General features: G+C 66.0%; 18 protein-coding genes and 1 tRNA gene. 3 read left to right on the top strand and 16 right to left on the bottom strand.

The window, feature by feature from the left end; all coding sequences use genetic code 11:
• Positions 1 to 5: 5 nt before the first annotated feature.
• Positions 6 to 1244, bottom strand: coding sequence for a penicillin-binding protein activator (locus tag ACFPQ5_RS04475; RefSeq protein ID WP_379752071.1), 1239 nt, complete (start codon positions 1242 to 1244; stop codon positions 6 to 8).
• A gap of 42 nt (positions 1245 to 1286) precedes the next feature.
• On the opposite strand from ACFPQ5_RS04475, the gene rsmI reads away from it, so the two are divergent.
• On the top strand, positions 1287 to 2195 hold the full coding sequence (gene rsmI, locus ACFPQ5_RS04470) for a 16S rRNA (cytidine(1402)-2'-O)-methyltransferase (RefSeq protein WP_379752069.1): 909 nt from the start codon (positions 1287 to 1289) through the stop codon (positions 2193 to 2195).
• Between the two features lie 118 nt (positions 2196 to 2313).
• Here the strand turns inward: rsmI and ACFPQ5_RS04465 are convergent, their stop codons facing one another.
• Positions 2314 to 2913 (bottom strand): hypothetical protein, encoded by a 600-nt coding sequence (locus tag ACFPQ5_RS04465; RefSeq protein ID WP_379752068.1) that lies wholly within the window; start codon positions 2911 to 2913, stop codon positions 2314 to 2316.
• A gap of 88 nt (positions 2914 to 3001) precedes the next feature.
• Between ACFPQ5_RS04465 and ACFPQ5_RS04460 the strand changes: the two genes are divergently transcribed.
• Positions 3002 to 3078, top strand: a tRNA-Pro gene (locus ACFPQ5_RS04460).
• A 112-nt stretch (positions 3079 to 3190) separates the two neighbouring features.
• Here ACFPQ5_RS04460 and ACFPQ5_RS04455 read toward each other — a convergent pair.
• The 14 genes from ACFPQ5_RS04455 to ACFPQ5_RS04390 all read right to left on the bottom strand — a co-directional run bounded on the left by ACFPQ5_RS04455 (position 3191) and on the right by ACFPQ5_RS04390 (position 20471).
• Positions 3191 to 4102 (bottom strand): hydroxymethylglutaryl-CoA lyase, encoded by a 912-nt coding sequence (locus ACFPQ5_RS04455; protein ID WP_379752067.1) that lies wholly within the window; start codon positions 4100 to 4102, stop codon positions 3191 to 3193.
• Position 4103: 1 nt separating this feature from the next.
• Entirely contained in the window at positions 4104 to 5033 is a 930-nt protein-coding gene (locus ACFPQ5_RS04450; protein ID WP_379752066.1) for a 2-hydroxyacid dehydrogenase, read from the bottom strand.
• A gap of 3 nt (positions 5034 to 5036) precedes the next feature.
• Positions 5037 to 7079, bottom strand: coding sequence for an acetyl/propionyl/methylcrotonyl-CoA carboxylase subunit alpha (locus ACFPQ5_RS04445; RefSeq protein WP_379752065.1), 2043 nt, complete (start codon positions 7077 to 7079; stop codon positions 5037 to 5039).
• A gap of 54 nt (positions 7080 to 7133) precedes the next feature.
• The gene (gene bioB, locus ACFPQ5_RS04440; RefSeq protein ID WP_379752064.1) at positions 7134 to 8168 is read right to left on the bottom strand and encodes a biotin synthase BioB; all 1035 of its coding nucleotides are present in this window, start codon (positions 8166 to 8168) and stop codon (positions 7134 to 7136) included.
• A 19-nt stretch (positions 8169 to 8187) separates the two neighbouring features.
• On the bottom strand, positions 8188 to 8895 hold the full coding sequence (gene bioD / locus ACFPQ5_RS04435) for a dethiobiotin synthase (protein ID WP_379752392.1): 708 nt from the start codon (positions 8893 to 8895) through the stop codon (positions 8188 to 8190).
• A gap of 122 nt (positions 8896 to 9017) precedes the next feature.
• Positions 9018 to 10199, bottom strand: a complete 1182-nt coding sequence (gene bioF, locus ACFPQ5_RS04430; RefSeq protein WP_379752391.1) for an 8-amino-7-oxononanoate synthase — start codon at positions 10197 to 10199, stop codon at positions 9018 to 9020.
• Between the two features lie 2 nt (positions 10200 to 10201).
• Positions 10202 to 11542, bottom strand: a complete 1341-nt coding sequence (gene bioA / locus ACFPQ5_RS04425) for an adenosylmethionine--8-amino-7-oxononanoate transaminase (RefSeq protein WP_379752063.1) — start codon at positions 11540 to 11542, stop codon at positions 10202 to 10204.
• Positions 11543 to 11557: 15 nt separating this feature from the next.
• Positions 11558 to 12343 carry an enoyl-CoA hydratase/isomerase family protein gene (locus ACFPQ5_RS04420; protein ID WP_379752062.1) on the bottom strand — a complete coding sequence of 262 codons (786 nt, stop codon included), beginning with the start codon at positions 12341 to 12343 and terminating at the stop codon, positions 11558 to 11560.
• 9 nt (positions 12344 to 12352) lie between these two features.
• Positions 12353 to 13960 carry a carboxyl transferase domain-containing protein gene (locus ACFPQ5_RS04415; RefSeq protein ID WP_379752061.1) on the bottom strand — a complete coding sequence of 536 codons (1608 nt, stop codon included), beginning with the start codon at positions 13958 to 13960 and terminating at the stop codon, positions 12353 to 12355.
• Positions 13961 to 13987: 27 nt separating this feature from the next.
• The gene (locus ACFPQ5_RS04410; RefSeq protein WP_379752060.1) at positions 13988 to 14434 is read right to left on the bottom strand and encodes a YchJ family protein; all 447 of its coding nucleotides are present in this window, start codon (positions 14432 to 14434) and stop codon (positions 13988 to 13990) included.
• A gap of 55 nt (positions 14435 to 14489) precedes the next feature.
• Positions 14490 to 16535 carry a PAS domain-containing sensor histidine kinase gene (locus ACFPQ5_RS04405; RefSeq protein ID WP_379752059.1) on the bottom strand — a complete coding sequence of 682 codons (2046 nt, stop codon included), beginning with the start codon at positions 16533 to 16535 and terminating at the stop codon, positions 14490 to 14492.
• Between the two features lie 90 nt (positions 16536 to 16625).
• A complete protein-coding gene (locus ACFPQ5_RS04400) occupies positions 16626 to 17684 on the bottom strand; it encodes an AI-2E family transporter (protein WP_379752057.1) in 1059 nt (352 codons plus the stop codon).
• 107 nt (positions 17685 to 17791) lie between these two features.
• The gene (locus ACFPQ5_RS04395) at positions 17792 to 19039 is read right to left on the bottom strand and encodes a D-amino acid dehydrogenase (RefSeq protein ID WP_379752055.1); all 1248 of its coding nucleotides are present in this window, start codon (positions 19037 to 19039) and stop codon (positions 17792 to 17794) included.
• A gap of 100 nt (positions 19040 to 19139) precedes the next feature.
• Positions 19140 to 20471 (bottom strand): serine hydrolase domain-containing protein, encoded by a 1332-nt coding sequence (locus ACFPQ5_RS04390; protein WP_379752053.1) that lies wholly within the window; start codon positions 20469 to 20471, stop codon positions 19140 to 19142.
• Positions 20472 to 20514: 43 nt separating this feature from the next.
• Between ACFPQ5_RS04390 and ACFPQ5_RS04385 the strand changes: the two genes are divergently transcribed.
• Entirely contained in the window at positions 20515 to 21258 is a 744-nt protein-coding gene (locus tag ACFPQ5_RS04385; RefSeq protein WP_379752052.1) for a GntR family transcriptional regulator, read from the top strand.
• The last annotated feature ends 55 nt before the right edge of the window (positions 21259 to 21313 follow it).

Genomic DNA, 21313 nt, shown 5'->3' with positions numbered 1-21313 from the left:
ACCGTTTATTTCCAGACGACCGTTTCGTAGCCGACGCCGTCACGGTAGACGGCGGCCGCTTCTTCGCGCTGCAGCGACCAGGCGCCATTGTTCTGGCGGACCGACAGGCGCCCGGTGACGCCGTCCAGCGTGAAATTCGTGCCCGGCTGCTGGGACAGGGTACGCGCCACCTGGAAGGCGTCGATGCCGAGCGCGTACAGGCGCTGCATGTCGAGCGAATCGCTGTCCACGGGGCGCGGATAGACCATCACGGCCGGGTGGTCCGGCTGCACGGTCCAGGGCAGGTCGACCAGGCGCACGCCGTCGAGTTCCGGCACCGACAGACCCGGGGAACGGCCCGGATTGGCCGCCGAGATCGCATAGGTCGGCAAGGAGGTGCCGAGCGCGCTGCGCACCTGGCGCAGGGCGCCGGCGTCGAGTGCGGCGAACACGAGTTCAGGACGGTCGATCGCCAGGCGCGAACGCAGCTCGGCCAGGGCCGTGGCGTCCACATAACCGTCCAGGATCGGCAATTCGGCCGTCGCGTTATTGCGTCCCAAACGGGCCCAGCGCGCTGCAAAGGCGCCGGCGGTGCGCTGCTGCCAGGCGGCTTTGCCGCTCAGCACGATAGCGCGTCCCATCGGATGTTCCTGTGCGGCCCAGTCGGCCACCTGCCGCGCTTCTTCTTCCACCGACAGGCCGACCACCAGCATCTGCGGCGGCAGCGGGCGTTCCGTCTGCGGGTGATTCAGGGCAATGGTCGGTTTGACGACCGCATTGCTGGCGACGATCGCCGCCACGCTCGAGCGCGCCAAGGGACCGACGACGATGTCGTTCTGCTGGGCCGCACGCGCATAGGCTTCCAGGGTCGACTCGGGCGAATCGCCGCTTGCTACCACGTTGACTTCGATGCCGTTGCGGTCGCGCTCGTGGCCGGCCATGAAACCGGCGCGCACGGCCTCGGCGGCCTGGCCGAGGGCGGGCGACTGCAGCGGCAGCAGCAGGGCGATGCGCGCCGTGCCGGCCGCTGGCCGGGCCTGGGATTGCGGCGTGCCGGTGCCCGGATACAATTCCACCGGAGAAGTGCGGGTTTCCGATGCCGGCGGTTCTACCGGCGGCGGCGGCGGCGCGGGTGGCTGCACCCTTGTGTTTGGCTCGGCGGGCGCGCACAATCCGCCCGGTACGCCGCAACCCAGGTCGGGCGGCATCGGGCTGGTGCAGCCTGCCAACATGCCCACCGCGCCGACCGCCAGCAGGCTCCTCATCAGATTTGAATTAAGACTTTTTACGAGCATCGTATCCTCAACATGACCGACAACCAGTCCATCGATATCGCCCAGCTCCCCGTGATGGCCGAGGCAGCTCAACAGTCTTATCCTACAGCAACATTGTATGTGGTGGCCACTCCGATCGGGAACGCCACCGACATCACGCTGCGCGCGCTGCACCTGCTGGCGCTGGCCGACGTGGTCGCCTGTGAGGATACCCGCAAAACCGGCGCCTTGCTCACCCGTTACGGCTTGAACAAGCAGATGGTCGCGGCACATCAGCATAACGAACGCGAAGCGGCCGACAAGCTGATTGCCCGCCTGCGTGCCGGCGAACGTGTCGCTTTGGTGTCGGATGCCGGCACGCCCGCCGTCTCGGACCCGGGCGCGCGCATCGTCGACGCCGTGCGCGAGGCCGGCCTGCGCGTGCTCCCGCTGCCGGGGGCCTCGGCCTCGGTGACCGCCTTGTCCGCCTCCGGCCTGGTCAACGACCGTTTCAATTTTGTCGGCTTCTTGCCGGCCAAATCGAAGCAGCGCGAAGCGGCGTTGCAGGAACTGGTGCGCGAGCCGGCCACGCTGGTGATCTACGAGGCGCCGCACCGAATCGTCGATTGCGTCGAGGGTTTGATGAGCGTGTTCGAGCCGACGCGCCAGGTCGTGTTTGCGCGCGAGCTCACGAAATTGTTCGAAGAGGTGCACCGCTGCCGGCTGGAAGAGGCGCTGGCCTGGGTCAAGGCTGATCAACACCGCGAGCGGGGCGAGTTTGTCGTGCTGGTCGAAGGAGCGACGCTCGAGACCGATGCGCAGGATGCCGAGGCCGAGCGCATCCTGAAAATTTTATTAAGCGAATGCAGCGTCAAGCAGGCCGCGAATTTGACGGCGCAGATTACGGGGCGCAAGAAGAATGCGCTGTATGAGCGGGCCTTGCAGATCAAAGGGGAGGCGTAGGGTGGGCACTCCGTGCCCACGCGGTACGGCGGGTGAATATCGATTGCGCATATGGCGAAGCCGCGACACATCAAGCAGTGAGACGGCGTGGGCACAGAGTGCCCACCCTACGGCTCGCTCACCACTTGCACCCGCTGTCCTTCTTGTCCGCCAGGATTAACAAAGGCCCCAACAACCCTCCCGGCAAACCGTCCTTGCAATCCCTCCGCTTGGCCGCCCCGATCGCCCGCGCCGCGCGCGTTTCCGTCTCCAGCGGTTTATCGGGAAACTGACCGACCGCCGTTCCCTCCTTGGCCGGATCACGCATGTTGGCCAGCGAACGCGCCATCTGGCGCGCCGCTTCGCGGTCGAAGTGCGGCGCCTCCGGCTCGGGCTGCGGCGCCTGCTGCACCGTGAACGGTTCGGGCTGCGCCGGCGCGGAATCGACTGCGATCACGGGCTTCGGCCGCTCGGTTCTCGCACGTGGTGTCGGACGCGGCGCCGGCTGCGATGGTGGCGTCGGCGCGGCCTCCGGCGCGGGCGGCGCCGGCGGAGGCGGCTGCAAGCGCACCGCGATCGGACGCGGCGGCTCCTGCGCTTCACGCCGCCAGCCGTCACGCTGCAGGTTCAGCACCAGCGCGTGCAGCGCCAGCGAGACCGCGATCCCGGCCGCGATGCGCCGCTGCGCCCGCCCCGCATCGTCCTCGAAGACAAGTCCGCCTGTTGCTGCCAGTTTCACAATGCCGTCATCCTTGTTGCACGAAAACTCCACAAATTTCAAACGCGACCTTGACCGATGGGCCTGCAGCGGCTATGATGTGTGTCTTCGGAGTGTAGCGCAGCCCGGTAGCGCATCTGGTTTGGGACCAGAGGGTCCAAGGTTCGAATCCTTGTACTCCGACCAGTATTAAGAAGAAAGCCGACAGCGTAAGCTGTCGGCTTTTTTCGTTTACGTCCGCCGAAAAATGAAGAAAGCGCCCGTCGAATAGCCTTCGACCGGGCGCTTGTGCGTTGGTTCAACCCAGGCGCTTCGCCGCGATCGCATTCCCCGCGCGGCTCGACCCCTTGCGACCGAGCTGCTGCGAGATGAACTGGCCCGCATCAACCACCTGGTCGAGATCGATCCCGGTCTCGATGCCCAGGCCGTGCAGCAGGTACAGCACGTCCTCGGTCGCCACGTTGCCGGTCGCGCCTTTCGCGTACGGGCAGCCGCCCAGGCCCGACACCGACGAGTGGAAAATCTGCACGCCTACTTCCAGGCTGGCGTAGATGTTGGCCAGCGCCTGGCCATAGGTGTCGTGGAAGTGGCCCGACAGCTGCTGCAGCGGGAATTCGCGCGCGGCCGCCAGCATCACTTCCTGCGTCTTGCGCGCGGTCGAGACGCCGATGGTGTCGGCGATGTCGATCTCGTCGCAGCCGAGGTCGCGCATGCGGCGCACCACGTCGGCCACCGCATCCAATGGCACCTCGCCCTGGTAGGGGCAGCCGAAAGCCGTGCTGATGCTGCCGCGCAGGCGCAGGCCGTTGGACTTGGCCGCTTTCGCCACCGGCTCGAAGCGCGCGATCGATTCGGCGATCGAGCAGTTGATGTTCTTTTGCGAGAAAGCCTCCGAAGCCGAACCGAAGATCACGACTTCGTCGGCTTTCGCGGCCAGTGCCGCTTCGAAGCCCTGCATGTTCGGGGTCAGCGCCGAATAGATCGTGCCCGGCAGGCGCGTGATGCGTGCCATCACCTCGGTGCTGGTCGCCATCTGCGGCACCCATTTCGGCGACACGAAGGAGGCCGCTTCGACATTGCTGAAACCGGCGCGTGACAGACGGTCGACCAGCTCGATTTTCACGTCCGCGCTGATCGTTTCCTTTTCGTTCTGCAGGCCGTCGCGCGGACCGACTTCGACGATTTTGACTTTCTTCGGCAGGGTGCTCATCTCAGTATCCCAGGTTGCGGTCGACGATATCGTCCACCGGTTGGCCGCTTTCGAAGGCGGCGATTTTAAAGGCGATCTGGCGTACGGCTTCATCACGCAGGGTCACTGCGGAGATGTGCGGCGTGATCGTGATGCGCGGCTCGTCCCAGAACGGGTGCGGCGCCGGCAGCGGTTCGTTGCGGAACACGTCGAGCGTAGCGCCGGCGATGTGGCCCGAGCGGATCAGCGCCAGCAGATCCGGCTCGGCCACCTGCGCGCCGCGCGCGACGTTGATGACGTAGGCGCCCTGCGGCAGCGTCGCCAGCCGGCGGCGGTCGAGCAGGTTGTTGGTGTCGGGCGTCAGCGGCAGCAGCGAGACCAGCACGCGCGTGCCGCTTAAAAACGCGTCGAGCGATTCGAGACCGGCGAAGCACTCGACGCCCGGTAAATCCTTCGGCGTGCGGCTCCAGCCGCGCACGGGAAAGCCGAAGCCGCGCATGGTTTCCACCACCCGCAGGCCAAGCTTGCCGAGGCCCATGACGCCGACCGTAAAATCTTCCTTCGCATAGCTTGGGAGCGGCGACCACAGGCCATGTCGCGCCTGCTGCTCGTACTCGTCGAAGCGGCGGAAGTAGCGCAGCGTCGCATACGTCACGTATTCCGCCATCTGCACCGCCATGCCGGCGTCGCCCAGGCGCACGAGCGGCACGTCCGGCAGCGACTCGCCGAATTTGAGAATCGCATCCGCACCGGCGCCCATCAGGAACACGGCTTTTACGTGGCCCAGCTGCGCCAGCAGCGCCGCGGGAGGCGCCCACAGTACCGCGTAGTCGCAAGTGCCGAGGGTCTCTCCTTCCTGCCAGCTGAGGGTCTCGGCACCCGGCAGCACCCGCGCGAAGTCCTCGACCCAGCCGCCGGTCTGGCCATCGCCGCGATACAGCAGGATGCGCATTTGTTATGCCGCCTTGAAGGCCAGCAGCGGCGCGCCGTCCGCCACCTGGTCGCCCACCGCGTACAGCACCTCTTCGACCAGGCCGTCCGACGGCGCCGCGATCGTGTGCTCCATCTTCATCGCTTCCATGATCACCAGCGGCTCGCCCTTTTTCACCGTTTGGCCGCCCTCGACCATCACGGCCACGACCTTGCCCGGCATCGGCGCGGTCAGGCGTCCGCCGGCCGCCTCGGCTTCGCCGGCATGCGCCATCGGGTCGTTGTAGGTAAAGTTATGGTGTTCGCCGTTGGTGAACACGTGGAACAGGTCGCCATCGCGGCGCACCGCGCCGTGCATCGATTGCTCGCCGAGGCGGATCGACAGCGTCGCACCGTCATGGCCGCTGACGCTCAAGGGCTGCTTCACGCCGCCGACGTCCAGTTCCCAGCCCTGCGGGTGGTACACCACGCCGACCTGGTAGGCACCGCCTTCGAGACCGGCCGCGTGCTCGTCGGCGAAGGAGAGTTGACGGCGATAGTCGCCGTTCAGGCGCCAGCCCTGCGCCTGGCCCCACGGGTCGGCCGCAACGCGCGAGGCGCCGCTCGAGCGCTTTTTCTCGGACTCGATCAGCGCCACCGCCGCCAATGCCAGCGCACCGGCGGGCGCCGCTTTCGACGGCGGGAACAGGGTCGCGCCGTTACGCTCGATCAGGCCCGTATCCAGGTCGGCCGTCGAGAAGGCCTCGCCTTCCACGAGGCGTTTCAGGAAGGCGATGTTGGTGGCGAGACCGACGATCTGGAATTCGGAGAGTGCCTGCGACAAACGCGCCAGCGCCTGGGTGCGGTCCACGCCCCAGACGATCAGCTTGGCGATCATCGGATCGTAGAACGGAGAAATCGCATCGCCTTCGCGCACGCCCGAATCGATACGCACGCCGGCCGGTTCCACGCCGGCGACGCCGCCCAGCTCGAAGTTCACGGCGTTCGGGGTATCCATGTGGCGCAGCGTGCCGATCGACGGCAGAAAACCCTTCTCCGGATTCTCGGCATAGATGCGCGCCTCGATCGCATGGCCGTGGATGGCCAGTTCGTTCTGCTTCTTCGGCAGCGGTTCACCGAAGGCCACGCGCAGCTGCCATTCGACCAGGTCGGTCCCGGTGATCATCTCGGTGACCGGGTGCTCCACCTGCAGGCGCGTGTTCATTTCCATGAAGTAGAAGGAACCGTCCTGGTTGGCGATGAATTCGACCGTGCCGGCGCCGACGTAATTGACGGCGCGCGCCGCGTTGACGGCCGCCTCTCCCATCGCCGCGCGGCGGTCGAGCGTCATGCCCGGCGCCGGCGCTTCTTCCAGCACCTTCTGGTGGCGGCGCTGCACCGAGCAGTCGCGCTCGTGCAGGTAGACGCAGTTGCCGAGTTTGTCGGCAAACACCTGGATCTCGATGTGGCGTGGGCGCGTTAAATATTTTTCGACCAGGACCTTGTCGTCGCCGAAGGAGCTGATCGCTTCGCGCTTGCAGGAGCCGAGCGCGGCGACGAAATCTTCGCTGCGTTCGACCACGCGCATACCCTTGCCGCCGCCGCCGGCACTGGCTTTCAGCAGCACCGGATAGCCGATGCGGTCGGCCTGCTGGCGCAGGAATTCCGGATCCTGGTTGTCTCCGTGGTAGCCCGGCACCAGCGGCACGTTGGCGCCTTCCATCAGCTGCTTCGCGGCCGACTTCGAGCCCATGGCGCGCATCGAGGAACCCGGCGGGCCGATGAAGACCAGGCCGGCCTGCTCGCAGGCTTCGGCGAATTCCGCGTTCTCGGACAGGAAGCCATAGCCCGGGTGGATCGCCTGGGCGCCAGTGGTCTTCGCCACCTCGATGATTTTCTGGCCGCGCAGGTAGCTTTCCTTGGCGGCGGCAGGCCCGATCAACACCGCCTCATCGCAGACCGCAACGTGTTTCGATCCGGCGTCCGCTTCCGAATACACGGCGACGGTGCGGATACCCATGCGGCGCGCGGTGGCGGCGACACGGCAGGCGATTTCGCCACGGTTGGCGATGAGGATCTTGGTGAACATGCGTTGTCTCGCTAATTTTTTAGTGTTGATCGTATTGGAAAAGCGGGCCTGCGATCAGCAGCCGCAGCTTTCCTTCGGCGCCGATTCGAGCGTCGCCGAGCGGGTTTTCAGGCCCAGTTTCGCCAGCAGCGCGCGGTCGTCTTCCGCTTCCGGATTGCCCGTGGTGAGCAGCTTGTCGCCGTAGAAGATGGAATTCGCGCCGGCCATGAAGCACATCGCCTGCACCGCTTCGCCGAGTTGACGCCGTCCGGCCGACAGGCGCACGCGCGCTTTCGGCATGGTGATGCGTGCGACCGCGATGGTGCGCACGAATTCGAGCGGGTCGAGCGGATCGAGGCCGTGCAGCGGCGTGCCTTCGACTTGCACCAGGTGGTTGACCGGGACGGACTCCGGATACGGATTCAGGTTCGCCAGCTGGGCGATCAGGCCGGCGCGCTGCTCGCGCGTCTCTCCCATGCCGACGATGCCGCCGCAGCAGACCTTCAGGCCGGCGTTGCGCACGCGACCCAGCGTATCCAGGCGGTCCTGGTATTCGCGGGTCGAGATCACGTTGTTATAGAAATCCGGCGCGGTGTCGATGTTGTGGTTGTAGAAATCGAGGCCGGCGTTCTTCAGCTGCTCGGCCTGGCCTTCTTCCAGCATGCCCAGGGTTGCGCAGGTTTCCATGCCCAGCGCTTTCACTTCGCGCACCATCTCTTCGACCTTGGCCATGTCGCGCTCTTTCGGGCTGCGCCAGGCGGCGCCCATGCAGAAGCGGGTGGCGCCGTTGGCTTTCGCCTGGCGCGCGGCGTCGAGCACGGTATCGATGTCGAGGATCTTCTTGGCTTCGACCCCGGTGTCGTAGCGCGCCGCCTGCGGGCAGTAGCCGCAGTCCTCCTCGCAGCCGCCGGTCTTGATCGACAGCAGGGTCGCCAGTTCGACGTCGCCGTCCGGGAAGTGGGCGCGGTGCGCTTCCTGGGCGCGGAACATCAGCTCGTTGAACGGCAGTTCGAACAGGGCCAGCACGTCGGCCAGCGGCCAGGTGGCGTCAGGCCGTTCCTTGATGGCGGCGGTCGGACGGTGGAGGGCGACGGTGTGGGGAGCATTCATAATAATCCTTCAGCTTGTGTTACAGAGCCCGCGTCGACGGCCAGCCCGGCAGTCCCGCGAGATCGATGAATCGGGCCGCATTGGCGGCAGTAGGGTGTTCGAGGCGCGGCACCACGCCCAGCAGCGGGGCCGGGATGCGCGCCTCCAGCGCCTCGATGTTCTCGTCGAAAAAGCGCATGTCCGGGTCCGCCGTGTTCGCGACCCAGCCGGCCAGCACCAGGCCGCGCGCGACGATCGCTTCGATTGTCAGCAGCGCATGGCTGATGCAGCCCAGGCGCATGCCGACCACCAGGATCACCGGCAGGTTCAGCTGCTCGGCCAGGCCGGCGCTGTCGAAGGTATCGGAGAAGGGCACGCAAAAGCCGCCCACGCCTTCGACCACGACGGCGTCCGACGCGGCCAGGATCTCGGCGTAGGCGGCGATGATCGGCACCGGATCGATGGTGACGCCTTCCATGGCGGCCGCGATGTGCGGCGCGCAGGGTTCGCGCAGCATGAAGGGCGTGGTGATGTTTTGCGGCAGGTGCACGTTGCCGGCGGCGGCCAGCATATCGGCATCCTCGTTGTGGAGTTCTCCATCGCGCAGCTCGGCCCCGGCGGCGACCGGCTTCATGCCGCAGGCGCGATGGCCCGCTTCGACCAGTTTATGCAGGATGGCGCTCGAGACCAGGGTCTTGCCGATTTCGGTATCGGTGCCGGTCACGAAGCAGCAGAAGCGGCCGGGAATGCCTTCGGCGGCCAGGGCCTCGCTTGGCGCGCTGACGGGCTTTCCCTCGTTGGCGGTCAAGACGGGTGTGGGCGGAATCGCCAGTTCGACCGCCGGTTCCTGTGGATCGTTGAGGTTCTTGGTCACATGGCCTCCAGTTCGTTCAATGCCGTCACCAGCTGCGCGACTTCATCATGGGTGTGCGCGGCCGACAGCGTGACGCGCAGGCGCGCCGTCCCTTTCGGCACCGTCGGCGGACGGATCGCCGGCACCCACAATCCCTTCGCGTACAGGGCCGCCGCCACGCGCAGCGCCTCCTCGTTCTCGCCGATGAGAATCGGTTGAATTGGCGTGTGCGACTCCGGCCGCTGCCAGCGCGTCAGGCGCAGGTCGGCGTCGAGCTGGGCGATCAGTAGCTCCAGGTGGCTGCGCAGGCCGGCGCCTTCGTCGCTGGTGATGATGTCCAGGCTCGTCAGCAGGGCGTGCGCCAGCGCCGGCGGCGCGGCTGTCGTGTAGATGTATGGGCGCGCGCGCTGGATCATCAGCTCGATCACGCTGGCGTGGGCGGCGATGAAGGCGCCGCTGACGCCCGCCGCTTTTCCCAGCGTGCCGACGTACACCAGGTTCGGCGAGCGCAATCCGAAATGCTCGAGGGCGCCGCGGCCCTGGGCGCCCAGCACGCCGAAGCCGTGGGCGTCGTCGACGAACAGCCAGGCGCCATGGCGTTCGCACAGGGCCAGCAGCTGCGGCAGCGGCGCCAGGTTGCCGTCCATGCTGAAGACGCTGTCGGTGGCGACGATTTTGGTGGCCGCGCTGCTGGCCGCGAGTTGCGCCTCCAGGGCCGCGACGTCGCCGTGCGGGTAGATGCTGACGCCGGCTTTCGCCAGGCGCGCGCCGTCGATCAGCGAGGCATGGTTCAGCGCTTCCGAGAAGATGACGGCATCGCTGTCGCCGCCGAGCGCCGTCAGCACGGCGAGGTTCGCCATGTAGCCGGTGCTCAGGTACAGCGCGCGTGCATCCTCGATGTGCGGGGCGACGAATTCGGCCAGGCGTTCCTCGAGGATGGCGTGGGCGCGGCTATGCCCGCTGATCAGGTGAGAAGCGCCGCTGCCGGCGCCGTACAGCTGGGCGCCGGCACGCAGGGCTTCCACCACGCGCGGATGCGCGGCGAGACCCAGGTAGTCGTTGCTGCAAAACGCCAGCATGGCGCGCCCGTCGACCACCTGCAGCGGCGTGCAGCGCGTGTCGGCCACGCGCCGGCGGCGGATGAGACTTTGCTCGTCCAGCGCGGCCAGCTTGCGGTTGATGTTCTCGATCAGGTCCATCATCAGGCCGCGATCACGGATTCGAACACGGTTTTGACACGCACGCCGAGGAGGTCGATCTCTTCCTCGTCCAGCACATAGGGCGGCATCACGTAGACGGTGCGCCCGATCGGGCGCAGCAGCAGTTCGTTCTCGACGGCGGTCGTGAAGAAGCGCCGCGCGAAGCTCGATGCGCGTGCGGCGTCCGGCTCGATGGCGTCAAACGCGAAGATCATGCCGCGCTGGCGGAAGGCGTGCGTGCGCTCGTGTTCGGCCAGCGGCGCCAGCGCGATGGTCAGCTTCGTCGCCAGCTCGCGGTTGCGGTTCAAGACGTCGTCGTCGCGGAAGATCTGCAAAGTCGCCAGGGCCGCGCGGCAGGCCAGCGCATTGCCGGTGTAGGAGTGCGAATGCAGGAAGCCGCGCGTGATGTCTTCGCTGTAAAAGGATTGATAGATGTCGTCGGTCGTCAGCACCAGGGACAGAGGCAAGTAGCCGCCGCTGATGCCTTTCGACAGGCACAGGAAATCGGGCCAGATCGCCGCCTGCTCGCAGGCGAAGAAGGTACCGGTGCGGCCGCAGCCGACCGCGATCTCGTCGGCGATCAGGTGCACGTGGTGGCGGTCGCACAGCTCGCGCAGCAGTTCCAGGTACAGCGGGTCGTGCATCGCCATGCCGGTCGCGCACTGCACCAGCGGTTCGACGATGATCGCGGCGATTTTGTTGGCGCGTTCTTCGAACAGCCGCTCCACGTCCTTGATGGCGCGCTTTGCCACGTCCTGCGCCGATTCGCCTTCGACGGCATTCCTTGCATCGGGCGACGCCACCACGTGGGAAGCGCGCAGCAGCGGGCCGTAGGCATCCTTGAACAGCGGGACGTCGGTGACCGACAAAGCGCCGACGGTCTCGCCGTGGTAGCTGCCCTGCAGGCAGACGAATTCCTGCTTGTCGCCGTAACCCGCGTTGCGCCAGGCGTGAAAACTCATCTTCATCGCGATCTCGACCGCCGAGGCGCCGTCGGACGCGTAGAAGGCGTGGCCGAGCGCGTGGCCGGTGAGCGCGGCCAGCTGCTCCGACAGTTCGATCACCGGCTCGTGCGTAAACCCGGCCAGCATCGCGTGTTCCAGCGTGTCCAGTTGCTCTTTTAACGCTGCGTTGATGCGCGGGTTGGCGTGGCCGAACAAATTCACCCACCAGGAGCTGATCGCATCCAGGTAGCGTTTATTTTCGTGATCGTACAGCCACGGGCCCTTGGCGCGGGCGACCGCGATCAGCGGCACCTCTTCGTGGTGCTGCATCTGCGTGCAGGGGTGCCACACGCTGCGCAGGCTGCGTGCGATCCAGTCGGAAGAGGTGTGCTGCTTCAAGGTGATTCCTATTATTTAATTCAGCCAGTTCGGCTTGCGCTTCTCGAGGAAGGAAGCGACGCCTTCGCGCCCTTCGCTTGAAGCGCGAATGCCCGCGATACGCTCCGCCGTGTCGCGCAGCAGCGCATCCGTCACCGGCGCGCCGACGACTTCGCGCACCAGCTTTTTCGCTTCGACGACGGCGTTCGGGCTGTTCGACACCAACGCTTTCACCAGGCCGGCCACGGTGGTGTCGAGCGCATCGGCCGCCACCACTTCATGTGCAAAGCCCATGCGCAGCGCGCTAGCGGCGTCGAAGCGTTCGGCGGTGATGAAGTAACGGCGCGCCGCCTGTTCGCCCATCGCCTTGATGACGTAGGGAGAGATGGTCGCCGGGATCAGTCCCAGCTTCACTTCCGACAGGCAGAAGTTGACCGTGTCGGCCGCGACCACGATGTCGCAGGCTGCGACCAGGCCCATGCCGCCGGCGTAGCAGTCGCCTTGCACCTTCGCCACCGTCGGCTTCGGGCACAGGTAGATCGTGCGCAGCATGTCGGCCAGGCGCGACGCGTCGGCCAGGTTCTCGTCGTGCGAGTAGCCGGCCATTTTCTTCATCCAGTTCAGATCGGCGCCGGCGCAGAAGGCCGGGCCGTTCGCGGCCAGCACGACCGCGCGTACCAGCTCATTGCGTCCGAGTTCGTCGAAGGCGAGGGCCAGCTCGGCGATCGCCTGCTCATTGAACGCGTTGCGCAGCTCCGGGCGGTTCAGGGTGACGGTGGCGACCTTGTCGGCGATCGCGATGCTAAGGGTCTCGTAGTTCATATCCACTCCTTACATGCGGAAGACGCCGAACTTCGTCTCTTCGATCGGCGCGTTCAGCGCGGCCGACAGGCCCAGGCCCAACACCATCCGCGTATCGGCCGGATCGATGACGCCGTCGTCCCACAGGCGCGCCGACGCGTAATACGGGTGGCCCTGGTGCTCGTACTGTTCCTTGATCGGCTGCTTGAAGCTGGCTTCTTCCTCAGGCGACCACTGTCCGCCCTTGGCTTCGATGCCGTCGCGTTTGACGGTGGCGAGCACGGACGCCGCCTGGTCGCCGCCCATCACGGAAATGCGCGCGTTCGGCCACATCCACAGGAAGCGCGGCGAGAAGGCACGGCCGCACATGCCGTAGTTGCCGGCACCAAAAGAGCCGCCGATGATGACGGTGAATTTCGGCACCGAGGCAGTCGCCACCGCGGTGACCATCTTGGCGCCGTTGCGGGCGATGCCTTCGTTTTCGTACTTGCGGCCGACCATGAAGCCGGTGATGTTCTGCAGGAAGACCAATGGAATCTTGCGCTGGCAGCACAGCTCGATGAAGTGCGTCCCTTTTAAAGCCGACTCCGAGAACAGGATGCCGTTGTTCGCGATGATGCCGACTTTCACGCCGTAGATGTGGGCGAAGCCGCACACCAGCGTGGTGCCGTAGCGTGCCTTGAACTCGTCGAATTCGCTGCCGTCGACCACGCGCGCGATCACTTCGCGCACGTCGAAGGGTTTACGGGTGTCGACGGGAATCACGCCATACAGCTCTTCCGGCGCATACTTCGGTTCCACGCTTTCGCGCGTCGCGCCCTGCACCAGTTTGGTGCGATTTAAATTCGAGACGATGGTACGGGCCAGCGACAGCGCGTGCAGATCGTTCTGGGCCAGGTGGTCGACCACGCCGGACAGGCGGGTGTGGACGTCGCCGCCGCCCAGGTCTTCGGCGCTCACGACTTCGCCGGTCGCCGCTTTGACCAGCGGCGGGCCGCCCAGGAAGATGGTGCCTTGTTCCTTGACGATGATGGATTCGTCGCTCATCGCCGGCACGTAGGCGCCGCCGGCCGTGCAGGAGCCCATGACGACCGCGATCTGCGGAATGCCCTTGGCGGACAAATTCGCCTGGTTATAAAAGATGCGGCCGAAATGGTCGCGGTCCGGGAACACGTCGTCCTGGTTCGGCAGATTCGCGCCGCCGGAGTCGACCAGGTAGATGCACGGCAGGTTGTTCTGCTCGGCGATTTCTTGGGCGCGCAGGTGTTTTTTGACCGTCATCGGGTAGTAGGTGCCACCCTTCACCGTAGCGTCATTGCAGACGATCACGCATTCCTGGCCGGCCACGCGGCCGATGCCGGTGATGATGCCGGCTGCCGGCGCGGCGTTGTCGTACATGTCGTAGGCAGCCAGCTGGGAAAACTCGAGGAAGGGCGTGCCCGGGTCGAGCAGCATCTGCACGCGGTCGCGCGGCAGCAGTTTGCCGCGCGCGACGTGCTTGGCGCGTGCCGATTCGCCGCCGCCTTCGGCGATCGCGGCCACTTTCGCGCGCAGGTCGTCGACGATGGCCTGCATGGCCGCGGCGTTCGCTTTGAAATCGTCGCCACGCGGGTTGAGTTTGGTCTCGATGTGGGGCATGCCGTCCTCTATTGTTCTGTCTCGTGCTTACTTGGGAAATGTGCCGTCCAGATAGAACCAGCGGACTTCTCCGCCGAGCGCCGGATCGGGTTCGCGCAGGAAGCGGCTGACTTCGTGCAGCCGGTGCGCGCGGCCCGCCACCTTGAAACGCGCGACGAATTCGACCGTATCGCTATCTGGATGATCCGGCAATTCTGCTTTACGTTGACGTAAACGTAAAGCAGATTTTATCTCAAGGCCGAGCCAGCGAAGTTCTTCATCCGGGTCGAGGATCGCGTCCTGAGGCCGGGTGCTGGGGTGCCAGGTCGCGCGCAGGTAGTCCTCGTTGCGCTGGGTATAGGCCGTGTAGCGCGAGCGCATCAGGGCCTCCGCCGTGGGCGGCAGGGCCGTGCCGGCGAGATACGGGCCGCAGCAGCTGGCGAGCGCGGCGCCGCCGCAGGGGCAGGCGCCAGATGGGGTGGTCGGTTTGGACATCCCGCGATTATCCGCGATTTTCAAGGAGGCCGACGCTGCCGGCCAAGGTGGCTGCCTAAACAGTAGGCAGCATCACCGTAAATACGCTGCCGGCGCCCGGCCCGTCGCTCTCCGCCGTGACAGTGCCGCCATGCAGGCCGACGACATTCCTCACCAGCGCCAGGCCGATGCCGAGTCCTCCTTGCGAGCGGTCCGGCGTGCGTTCGGCCTGGGTGAACAGGTCGAACACGTGCGGCAGCAGCGCCTTGTCGATGCCGATCCCGTTGTCGCGCACGCGGATCTGCGCCTGGCCTGCCGCACAGCTGACCGTCACGTCGATGCGTCCGCCGCGCGGCGTGTACTTTGCCGCATTATTGAGCAGGTTGGCCACCACCTGCACCAGCCGGTTCGGGTCGCCCATGACCCGCGCCTCGGCCGGCACCGGCGCGACGGCCAGGGCGTGTTCGCGCGCCTCGATGAGCGGACGCGACTGCTCGACGGCGCTGCGGATCGTGGCGTCAATCTCGACTGCAAGGTGTTCCAGCTGGATCAGGCCGCGCGTGACGCGCGAGATGTCGAGCAGGTCGTCCACCAGCGAGGTCATGTGCCGCACCTGCCGGCTGATGACTTCGCTCGAGCGGCGCACCCGCTCCTCGCTGGCGATGCCGATTTTCAGCAGCTCGGCCGCCGAGGCGATCGGCGCCAGCGGATTGCGCAGCTCGTGCGCCAGCATGGCGAGGAATTCGTCCTTGCGCCGGTCCTGTTCCTTCAGCGAGCCGTACAGGCGGGCATTCTCGAAACTGTTGGCCGCGATCGAAGCGAGCTGGACGAGGATGGCTTCGTCCTGCTCCGTGAAATCTCCTTCGAACTTGTCGGACGCCTGGATCAGGCCGATGTTCTGCCCGGTACGGTCGAGCAGGGGCACGGCCAGATAGCCGCGGATCGCCGGATGTTGGGCGGCGTGGGCGCCAAAACCCTTCCAGGCCGGATGGGCTTCCAGCTCGGCCTGGGTCAGGCGCGTGACCTGGTTGGTGCGGCAGACTTCGGCGTAGATGCCGCTGCCGTCCGGCTTGACGTCGTAGCTGCGGTAGCGCGCATATTTATCCGACATCGACACCGCATTGATTTCCTGGGCGCCGCCCACATTCAGCGAGACGACCGCCTGGTGCACTTCCAGGATGGCGCGCACTTCCTCGACCAGGCCGGCGGCGATTTTCTCGGTCGACAGGGCGCTGCCGAGGCTGCGCGAAGCCTGGGCGACTTTCACCAGCAAGGCCGAATGGCGCTGCTCGCGGTCGAGGCGCTCGGCCAGTTCGGCCTGGGCCGTGACCATTTCGTGGATATCCTTGGTAGCGCCAATCCATTCGCGTACCGCGCCGTCGGCATCCGCGATCGGCACGCCTTTTACGGCCATCCAGCGATAACTGCCGTCGAGCTGGCGCAGGCGGTAAGTGGTCTCGTAGACAGAACCGCTGGCTGCGCAATCGAGCCAGGTGCGGCGCGCGGATTCGCGATCGTCCGGGTGCACGGCGTCGAGCCAGCCGTATTCCTTCCACTCGTCGTAGCTCTGGCCGGTCATTGAGCGCCAGGTCGGCGAATCCTCGAGCACGCGGCCGTCGGGCGTGGTGCTCCACACGGTCTGGGAGGTCGCCATCACGAGCGAGCGGAAACGCTGCTCGCGCTCGCGCAGGGCTTTTTCGGCGATGACGCGGTCGGTAATGTCCTCGTGCATCAGCATGACTTCGAGGATGCGGCCCTGATGATCCTTGATCGGGTGCGCGCGCGCCGTCACCCAGCGTGCGCGGCCGGTGCCGCCCAGCACCACGACGTCGTAATAGATGGCGGGGATCTCGACCGATTCCCCGTCCAGGGCCCGTTTCAGATAGCCGGCAATGCCGCTCTCGACCAGCTGCGGATCGTCCAGCAGGCGGTAGTCGCCGAGGATGTAGGTATAGAGGGGTGTGCCTTCATGGATTTGCCACAGCTGTTCCCAGGCTTTATTCACGCGCAGGGTGCGGCCGTCGGGCGCCACGATCTGGATGCTGGTCGGCGCCTGTTCGAACAGTTCCCGGAACCGGGTTTCGGAGCTGGGAGGGTGTTCGGGGATAGGATCAGGCGGCATGGGCTCCGGAGGCGCGTGTAGTTACGCGCGGCATGATGTCATAGTTTCAGCTTCTCCGCTCAACTATTCGGGGCCGCCCATCCGCCTCATTCAATGCGACTGGAACTCCTCGGTCGCCACGAACAAATCCCAGCAGGCGATGAACAGCGCGGCCACCACCGGGCCGATCACGAAGCCGTTCAGGCCGAACAGGGCCATGCCGCCCAGGGTCGACAAGAGCACCAGGTAATCCGGCATTTTCGTGTCCTTGCCGACCAGGATCGGGCGCAGCACGTTGTCGACCAGGCCGATCACCAGCACGCCGAAGGCGATCAGGACCACGCCCTGCCAGATGGCGCCCGTGACCAGGAAGTAGACCGCCACCGGCGCCCAGACGACGGCCGCGCCGATCGCCGGCAGCAGCGACAGGAAGGCCATCACCACGGCCCATAGCAGCGGCGCCTGCACGCCCAGGAACCAGAAGATCAGGCCGCCCAGCGCGCCCTGCGCCGCCGCCACCAGCACATTGCCCTTCACGGTGGCGCGGATCACGGTCGTGAAGTTGGTGAACAGGCGCTGCTTGTATTTCAGGCTGAGCGGAATGGCCTGCCGCACGCGCGTCGCCAGCGCCTGGCCGTCGCGCAGCAGGAAGAACAGCAGGTAGAGCATGACGAACATGCCGACCAGGAAATCGAAGGTCTTGCTGCCGATGGCGATCGCCTGGCGCGCCACCGTCTGGCTGACCTGGGCCGCCGCCTCCGTCATTTTCGCCTGCAGCGAAGCGAGGTCGGTCAGCTCGAAGCGTTCGAGCAGGTTCACCATCCACTGCGGCAGCGAGTGCACGATGCGCAGGAAATAGGCACCGAAATTGATCTCGCCCGAACCGATCATCTGGTACACGGCGGCCGCCTGCTTCACCAGCGAGGCGGTGATCAGGGAGACCGGCAGGATCACCATCACGATGATCAGGAACAGCGTAAGCAGGGCGGCGAGCGTCGGTTTCTGTTTGGTTTCGCGCAGCAGCTTGCGGTACAGGGGCGCGAACAGGATCGCCAGTACCACGCCCCAGAACACCGCGCCGGAATATGGCAGCAGGATGTAGATGAACGCCAGGGTGACGAAGGCGAGTAAAAGGAGGAAAAATTTTTGCTGCAGGGTGTACTGGGTCATGGGGCCGATACGCTTCTTATCATGTTGTCCACATAATAGAGCATCCGGAGCGCAGCGACGCCATGCAGGAAACGCAGGCCGAGAAAAACCCGCCGCGGATAATCTCGTCAGCGCGCCAGCGCCAGCATGTCCAGCGCAAACGGCGCCTGCTTCCCCGCCATCAGGTCGGCCAGGATACGCGCCGTGCCGGCGGCAAACGTAAACCCGAGCGGGCCGTGGCCGACGTTCAGCCACAGGTTCGACAAGGGCGTGGCGCCGATGATCGGGGCGCTGTTCGGGGTCGCCGGGCGCAGGCCGGCCCAGGCCGAGATGCGTTCGTAGTCGGCCGCATGGGGCATGGTTTCGCGCACCTGCCGGGTCAGACTGCCGATGCGTTTGGGATTCAGGCTGACGTCCTCCCCGACCATGTCGACCATGGCCGCTACGCGCAGCTGCTCGCCGATGCGCGCATATAAGACCTTGCGTTCGAAGTCGGTGACGCTGATCTCGGGCGCGGTGTCGCCCGGGCGGATCGGCGCCGTCAGGCTGTAGCCTTTCAATGGATACAGCGGCAGCTTGATGCCGGCTTGCGCGGCCAGGTTGCGGCTCTGGATGCCGGCGGCCAGCACGAAGGCGTCGCCGCCGATGGCGCCGACGTTCGTGTCCAGGCCGACGACGCGGCCGCCGTTGGAGGCGATGCGCTCCACCTCGGCCTGCACGAATCCCTTGAAACGCGGATGCGCGCGCAGGCGTTCGGCCAGCTTCACGCAAAAGGCGTAGCAGTCGGCCACGGCTTCGCCGCCGTTATAGATGCCGCCGGCCAGCAGCGAGCGCGCCGCGGCCAGCGAGGGTTCGCGCTGGGCGCATTCGGCGCCGCTCCAGATCTCGCCGGCGGTGGCTTTACCCGCCGCCTGCTCGAAGATTTTCGACGAACGGTACACCACCAGCTTGCCGGCGTCGCGCCAGGCGAAATCGTTGGGGGAGACGATGTGTTCGAGCTGCTTCATGCCGGCGCGCGACCACTCTCCCAGTTCCAGCAGTTTTGCGGTGGTGCGGCGGTTGGCGCTCGCCGTGCACTGGCCGAGGAAGCTGGCCAGCCAGGTCCACTGCCGCAGGTCGAATTCGGGCTTGAAGCGCAGCGGGCCGTGTTCCTGGAACAGCCATTCGATGGCCTTTAAAGGTACCCCGGCATCGGCCAGCGGGGAGACGTAGCGGTAGCTCAGCTGGCCGCCATTGGCGCCGCTCGCGCCCATGGCCACCTCGGGTGCACGTTCGACGACGGTCACGCCAAAGCCGGCCTCGAGCAGCCACCAGGCCGAGGTCAGGCCGACGACGCCGCCGCCGATGACGATTACTTGTTGTCCCCATTGCCCCATCCCGCTACACCATTATTCACTGACATAAGGGAAGAGCTTAGGGGCACGACGCTTTCAGGGCCAATGAAAGTGGAAGGTCACGCCATAACCGCCGGTGATGCTAGCCCGCGATGGCGTGGCGGTAGAGGCTTGTCAATATCCGTTCCTCGAAACGGGCCAGCGCCGAATACGTCCCTTTTTGCAGGCCGGGATCGCTTGAAGTGCCGCCGACGAGGACGATCACGCCGTTTCTCCGGGCGGCATCGAAGGCGAAGACCGAGCGCAGTCCATAGGCGTCGCCCAGGTGGCCGACGGCGTCAAAGCCTTCGACCAGCCTGCGGGCCGGCTGGTCGGGGAACTGGGCGTTGCCGAGGCCCCAGCAATTGAAAAAGCCGTTCAGGGTGTCGCCGTTCTTTCCGGTGCCGTCCGCCGTCCACTGGCGCGCGAACATGTTTTTCAGGGTGGCCGGCTGCAGGATGCGCGTTGCCTCGTGCACGCCGCCGTCCATCAGCATGCGCATGACGACGCCCATGTCGCGCGCCGCGATGCGCAGGCCGCCGGTCGGGCTGAAGGGCGTCGCATTCTCTCCGATGACATAGCGCTCGATGCCGGGCGGCGGCGCGGGCGGACGGATTACGTAATCGTCGGTCTGGGCGATCCAGGGGCCGTTCGGGTCCCAGATTTCGGTGTCGGTCGTGCGCTTGCGGTACAGGGTGGCCAGGTTAGCCAATGCGGTCGGCGGCAGGGCGGCGGGGTTATAGCCGGCCGTCAGGCCGAGCGGCTGCAGCAGCAATCTCTGCATCAGGCCGTCGAAGCGCTCGCCCGTCACCCGTTCCATCAGGGTGCCGATCAGGCCCCAGCCAAGGTTGCAATACGTAAAATATTCGCCGGGACCGGCCTTGCTCGCCCACATCGCGCCCTGGCCGTACAGCGCGGCGCCGGGGGTGACGAAATCCCGCAGCGCGGTGCCGGCCGGGAAGGAATAGCCGGCCTCGTCGCGCAGCGAGGAGGTGTGGGTCAGCAGGTGGCGCAGCGTGATCGCCCGTTCCGGGAAATGCGGGTTGCGCAGGCTGAAGCCGAGATAATGGGACACGTCGGCGTCCAGATTGATCCCCTTGTCTTCGACCAGGCGCATCAGGCCGAGGGTCGTCATCAGCTTCGAGATCGAGGCGATCCGGTACAGGGTGTCCCGGTTCGCGGGCAGGTCGGGTGTGATCCCGTTGCCGATCCGGCGCCGGCCGAACTGGCCTTCATAGGCGATTTGTCCGTCGCGGATCGCCAGCACCGAGAGGCTGGCCAGTTCGCAGGCGGGGTCGGCGACGATGGCGGCCAGCTCGCGCTCGAGCGCCTCAGTGCCCCGTTGCGGAGCGCCGCTCATGGGTACGGCCGCCAGCAGCGGCTCGATAGCGCCGAGCAGGGCCAGTCCGAGTACGGTGCGCCTGTGTCCATTCATGCCATTTCCTTCTGTCTTCTCCGATCAGCTTACAATCATAACCATGAACCAAGCCCTTATCGATTTCAAAATCGATCTCAACGACAACTCGCCGCTCTACATGCAGCTGGCGCGCAAGCTGACCCAGGACGTGCGCGAAGGGCGCTACCAGGCGGACCAGGCGCTGCCCTCGGAGCGCACGCTGTCCGAGCAGCTCGACGTGTCGCGCGTCACGGCCCGCAAGGCCATCGATCAATTGGTCGAGCAGGGCCTGGTGGTGCGCCGGCGCGGTTCCGGCAACTACATTGCGCCGCGCATCGAGCAGCCGCTGTCGAACCTGTCGAGCTTTTCCGAGCAGTTGCAGCAGCGCGGCTATACGCCGAATTCGCACTGGCTGCGCCGCGACACGGTCGCCGCCGACGCCGACGAGCAGCTGGCGCTGGGCCTGTCGCCCGGCGCCCGGGTGGCGCGCCTGGAGAGACTGCGCCTGGCCGACGAGGTCGTCATGGCCTATGAAACGAGCGTGATCCCGGCAACAGTCCTGCCCGATCCGCAGGCGGTGGAGTTTTCCTTGTACGCCCACCTCGAGCGCAGCGGCCAGATGCCGGTGCGCGCCCTGCAGCACATCCGCGCCATGAACGCACCAAGCGAACTGGCAAGCAAGCTGGGCGTGCCGGAAGGGCAGGCGGTATTGTTCATCACCCGCGTCGGCTACCTGGAATCGGGCGTCGCCGTGGAACTGACGCATTCGTATTGCCGCAGCGATTATTACGATTTCGTGGCCGAGCTGAGGCGCGCGCCCGCATAACTTTAGGGCATGAGCCCGGTCCTGACTTTCATGGCCGGCCTTGCTTAATTGGTAT

Source organism: Massilia suwonensis, from assembly GCF_042655665.1.
GTDB classification, from domain to species: domain Bacteria; phylum Pseudomonadota; class Gammaproteobacteria; order Burkholderiales; family Burkholderiaceae_D; genus Telluria; species Telluria suwonensis.
Note: the sequence above shows the minus strand (reverse complement) of the source record. Positions and strands in the feature narration are given on the sequence as shown.

Coding starts and splice junctions, on each gene's coding strand:
- ACFPQ5_RS04445 (WP_379752065.1), bottom strand. CDS start 7,079: ATGTTCACCAAGATCCTCATCGCCAACCGTGGCGAAATCGCCTGCCGT.
- ACFPQ5_RS04385 (WP_379752052.1), top strand. CDS start 20,515: ATGAACCAAGCCCTTATCGATTTCAAAATCGATCTCAACGACAACTCG.
- ACFPQ5_RS04400 (WP_379752057.1), bottom strand. CDS start 17,684: ATGACCCAGTACACCCTGCAGCAAAAATTTTTCCTCCTTTTACTCGCC.
- ACFPQ5_RS04410 (WP_379752060.1), bottom strand. CDS start 14,434: ATGTCCAAACCGACCACCCCATCTGGCGCCTGCCCCTGCGGCGGCGCC.
- ACFPQ5_RS04455 (WP_379752067.1), bottom strand. CDS start 4,102: ATGAGCACCCTGCCGAAGAAAGTCAAAATCGTCGAAGTCGGTCCGCGC.
- bioB (WP_379752064.1), bottom strand. CDS start 8,168: ATGAATGCTCCCCACACCGTCGCCCTCCACCGTCCGACCGCCGCCATC.
- rsmI (WP_379752069.1), top strand. CDS start 1,287: ATGACCGACAACCAGTCCATCGATATCGCCCAGCTCCCCGTGATGGCC.
- ACFPQ5_RS04475 (WP_379752071.1), bottom strand. CDS start 1,244: ATGAGGAGCCTGCTGGCGGTCGGCGCGGTGGGCATGTTGGCAGGCTGC.
- ACFPQ5_RS04405 (WP_379752059.1), bottom strand. CDS start 16,535: ATGCCGCCTGATCCTATCCCCGAACACCCTCCCAGCTCCGAAACCCGG.
- ACFPQ5_RS04450 (WP_379752066.1), bottom strand. CDS start 5,033: ATGCGCATCCTGCTGTATCGCGGCGATGGCCAGACCGGCGGCTGGGTC.
- bioF (WP_379752391.1), bottom strand. CDS start 10,199: ATGGACCTGATCGAGAACATCAACCGCAAGCTGGCCGCGCTGGACGAG.
- ACFPQ5_RS04415 (WP_379752061.1), bottom strand. CDS start 13,960: ATGCCCCACATCGAGACCAAACTCAACCCGCGTGGCGACGATTTCAAA.
- ACFPQ5_RS04395 (WP_379752055.1), bottom strand. CDS start 19,039: ATGGGGCAATGGGGACAACAAGTAATCGTCATCGGCGGCGGCGTCGTC.
- ACFPQ5_RS04420 (WP_379752062.1), bottom strand. CDS start 12,343: ATGAACTACGAGACCCTTAGCATCGCGATCGCCGACAAGGTCGCCACC.
- ACFPQ5_RS04390 (WP_379752053.1), bottom strand. CDS start 20,471: ATGAATGGACACAGGCGCACCGTACTCGGACTGGCCCTGCTCGGCGCT.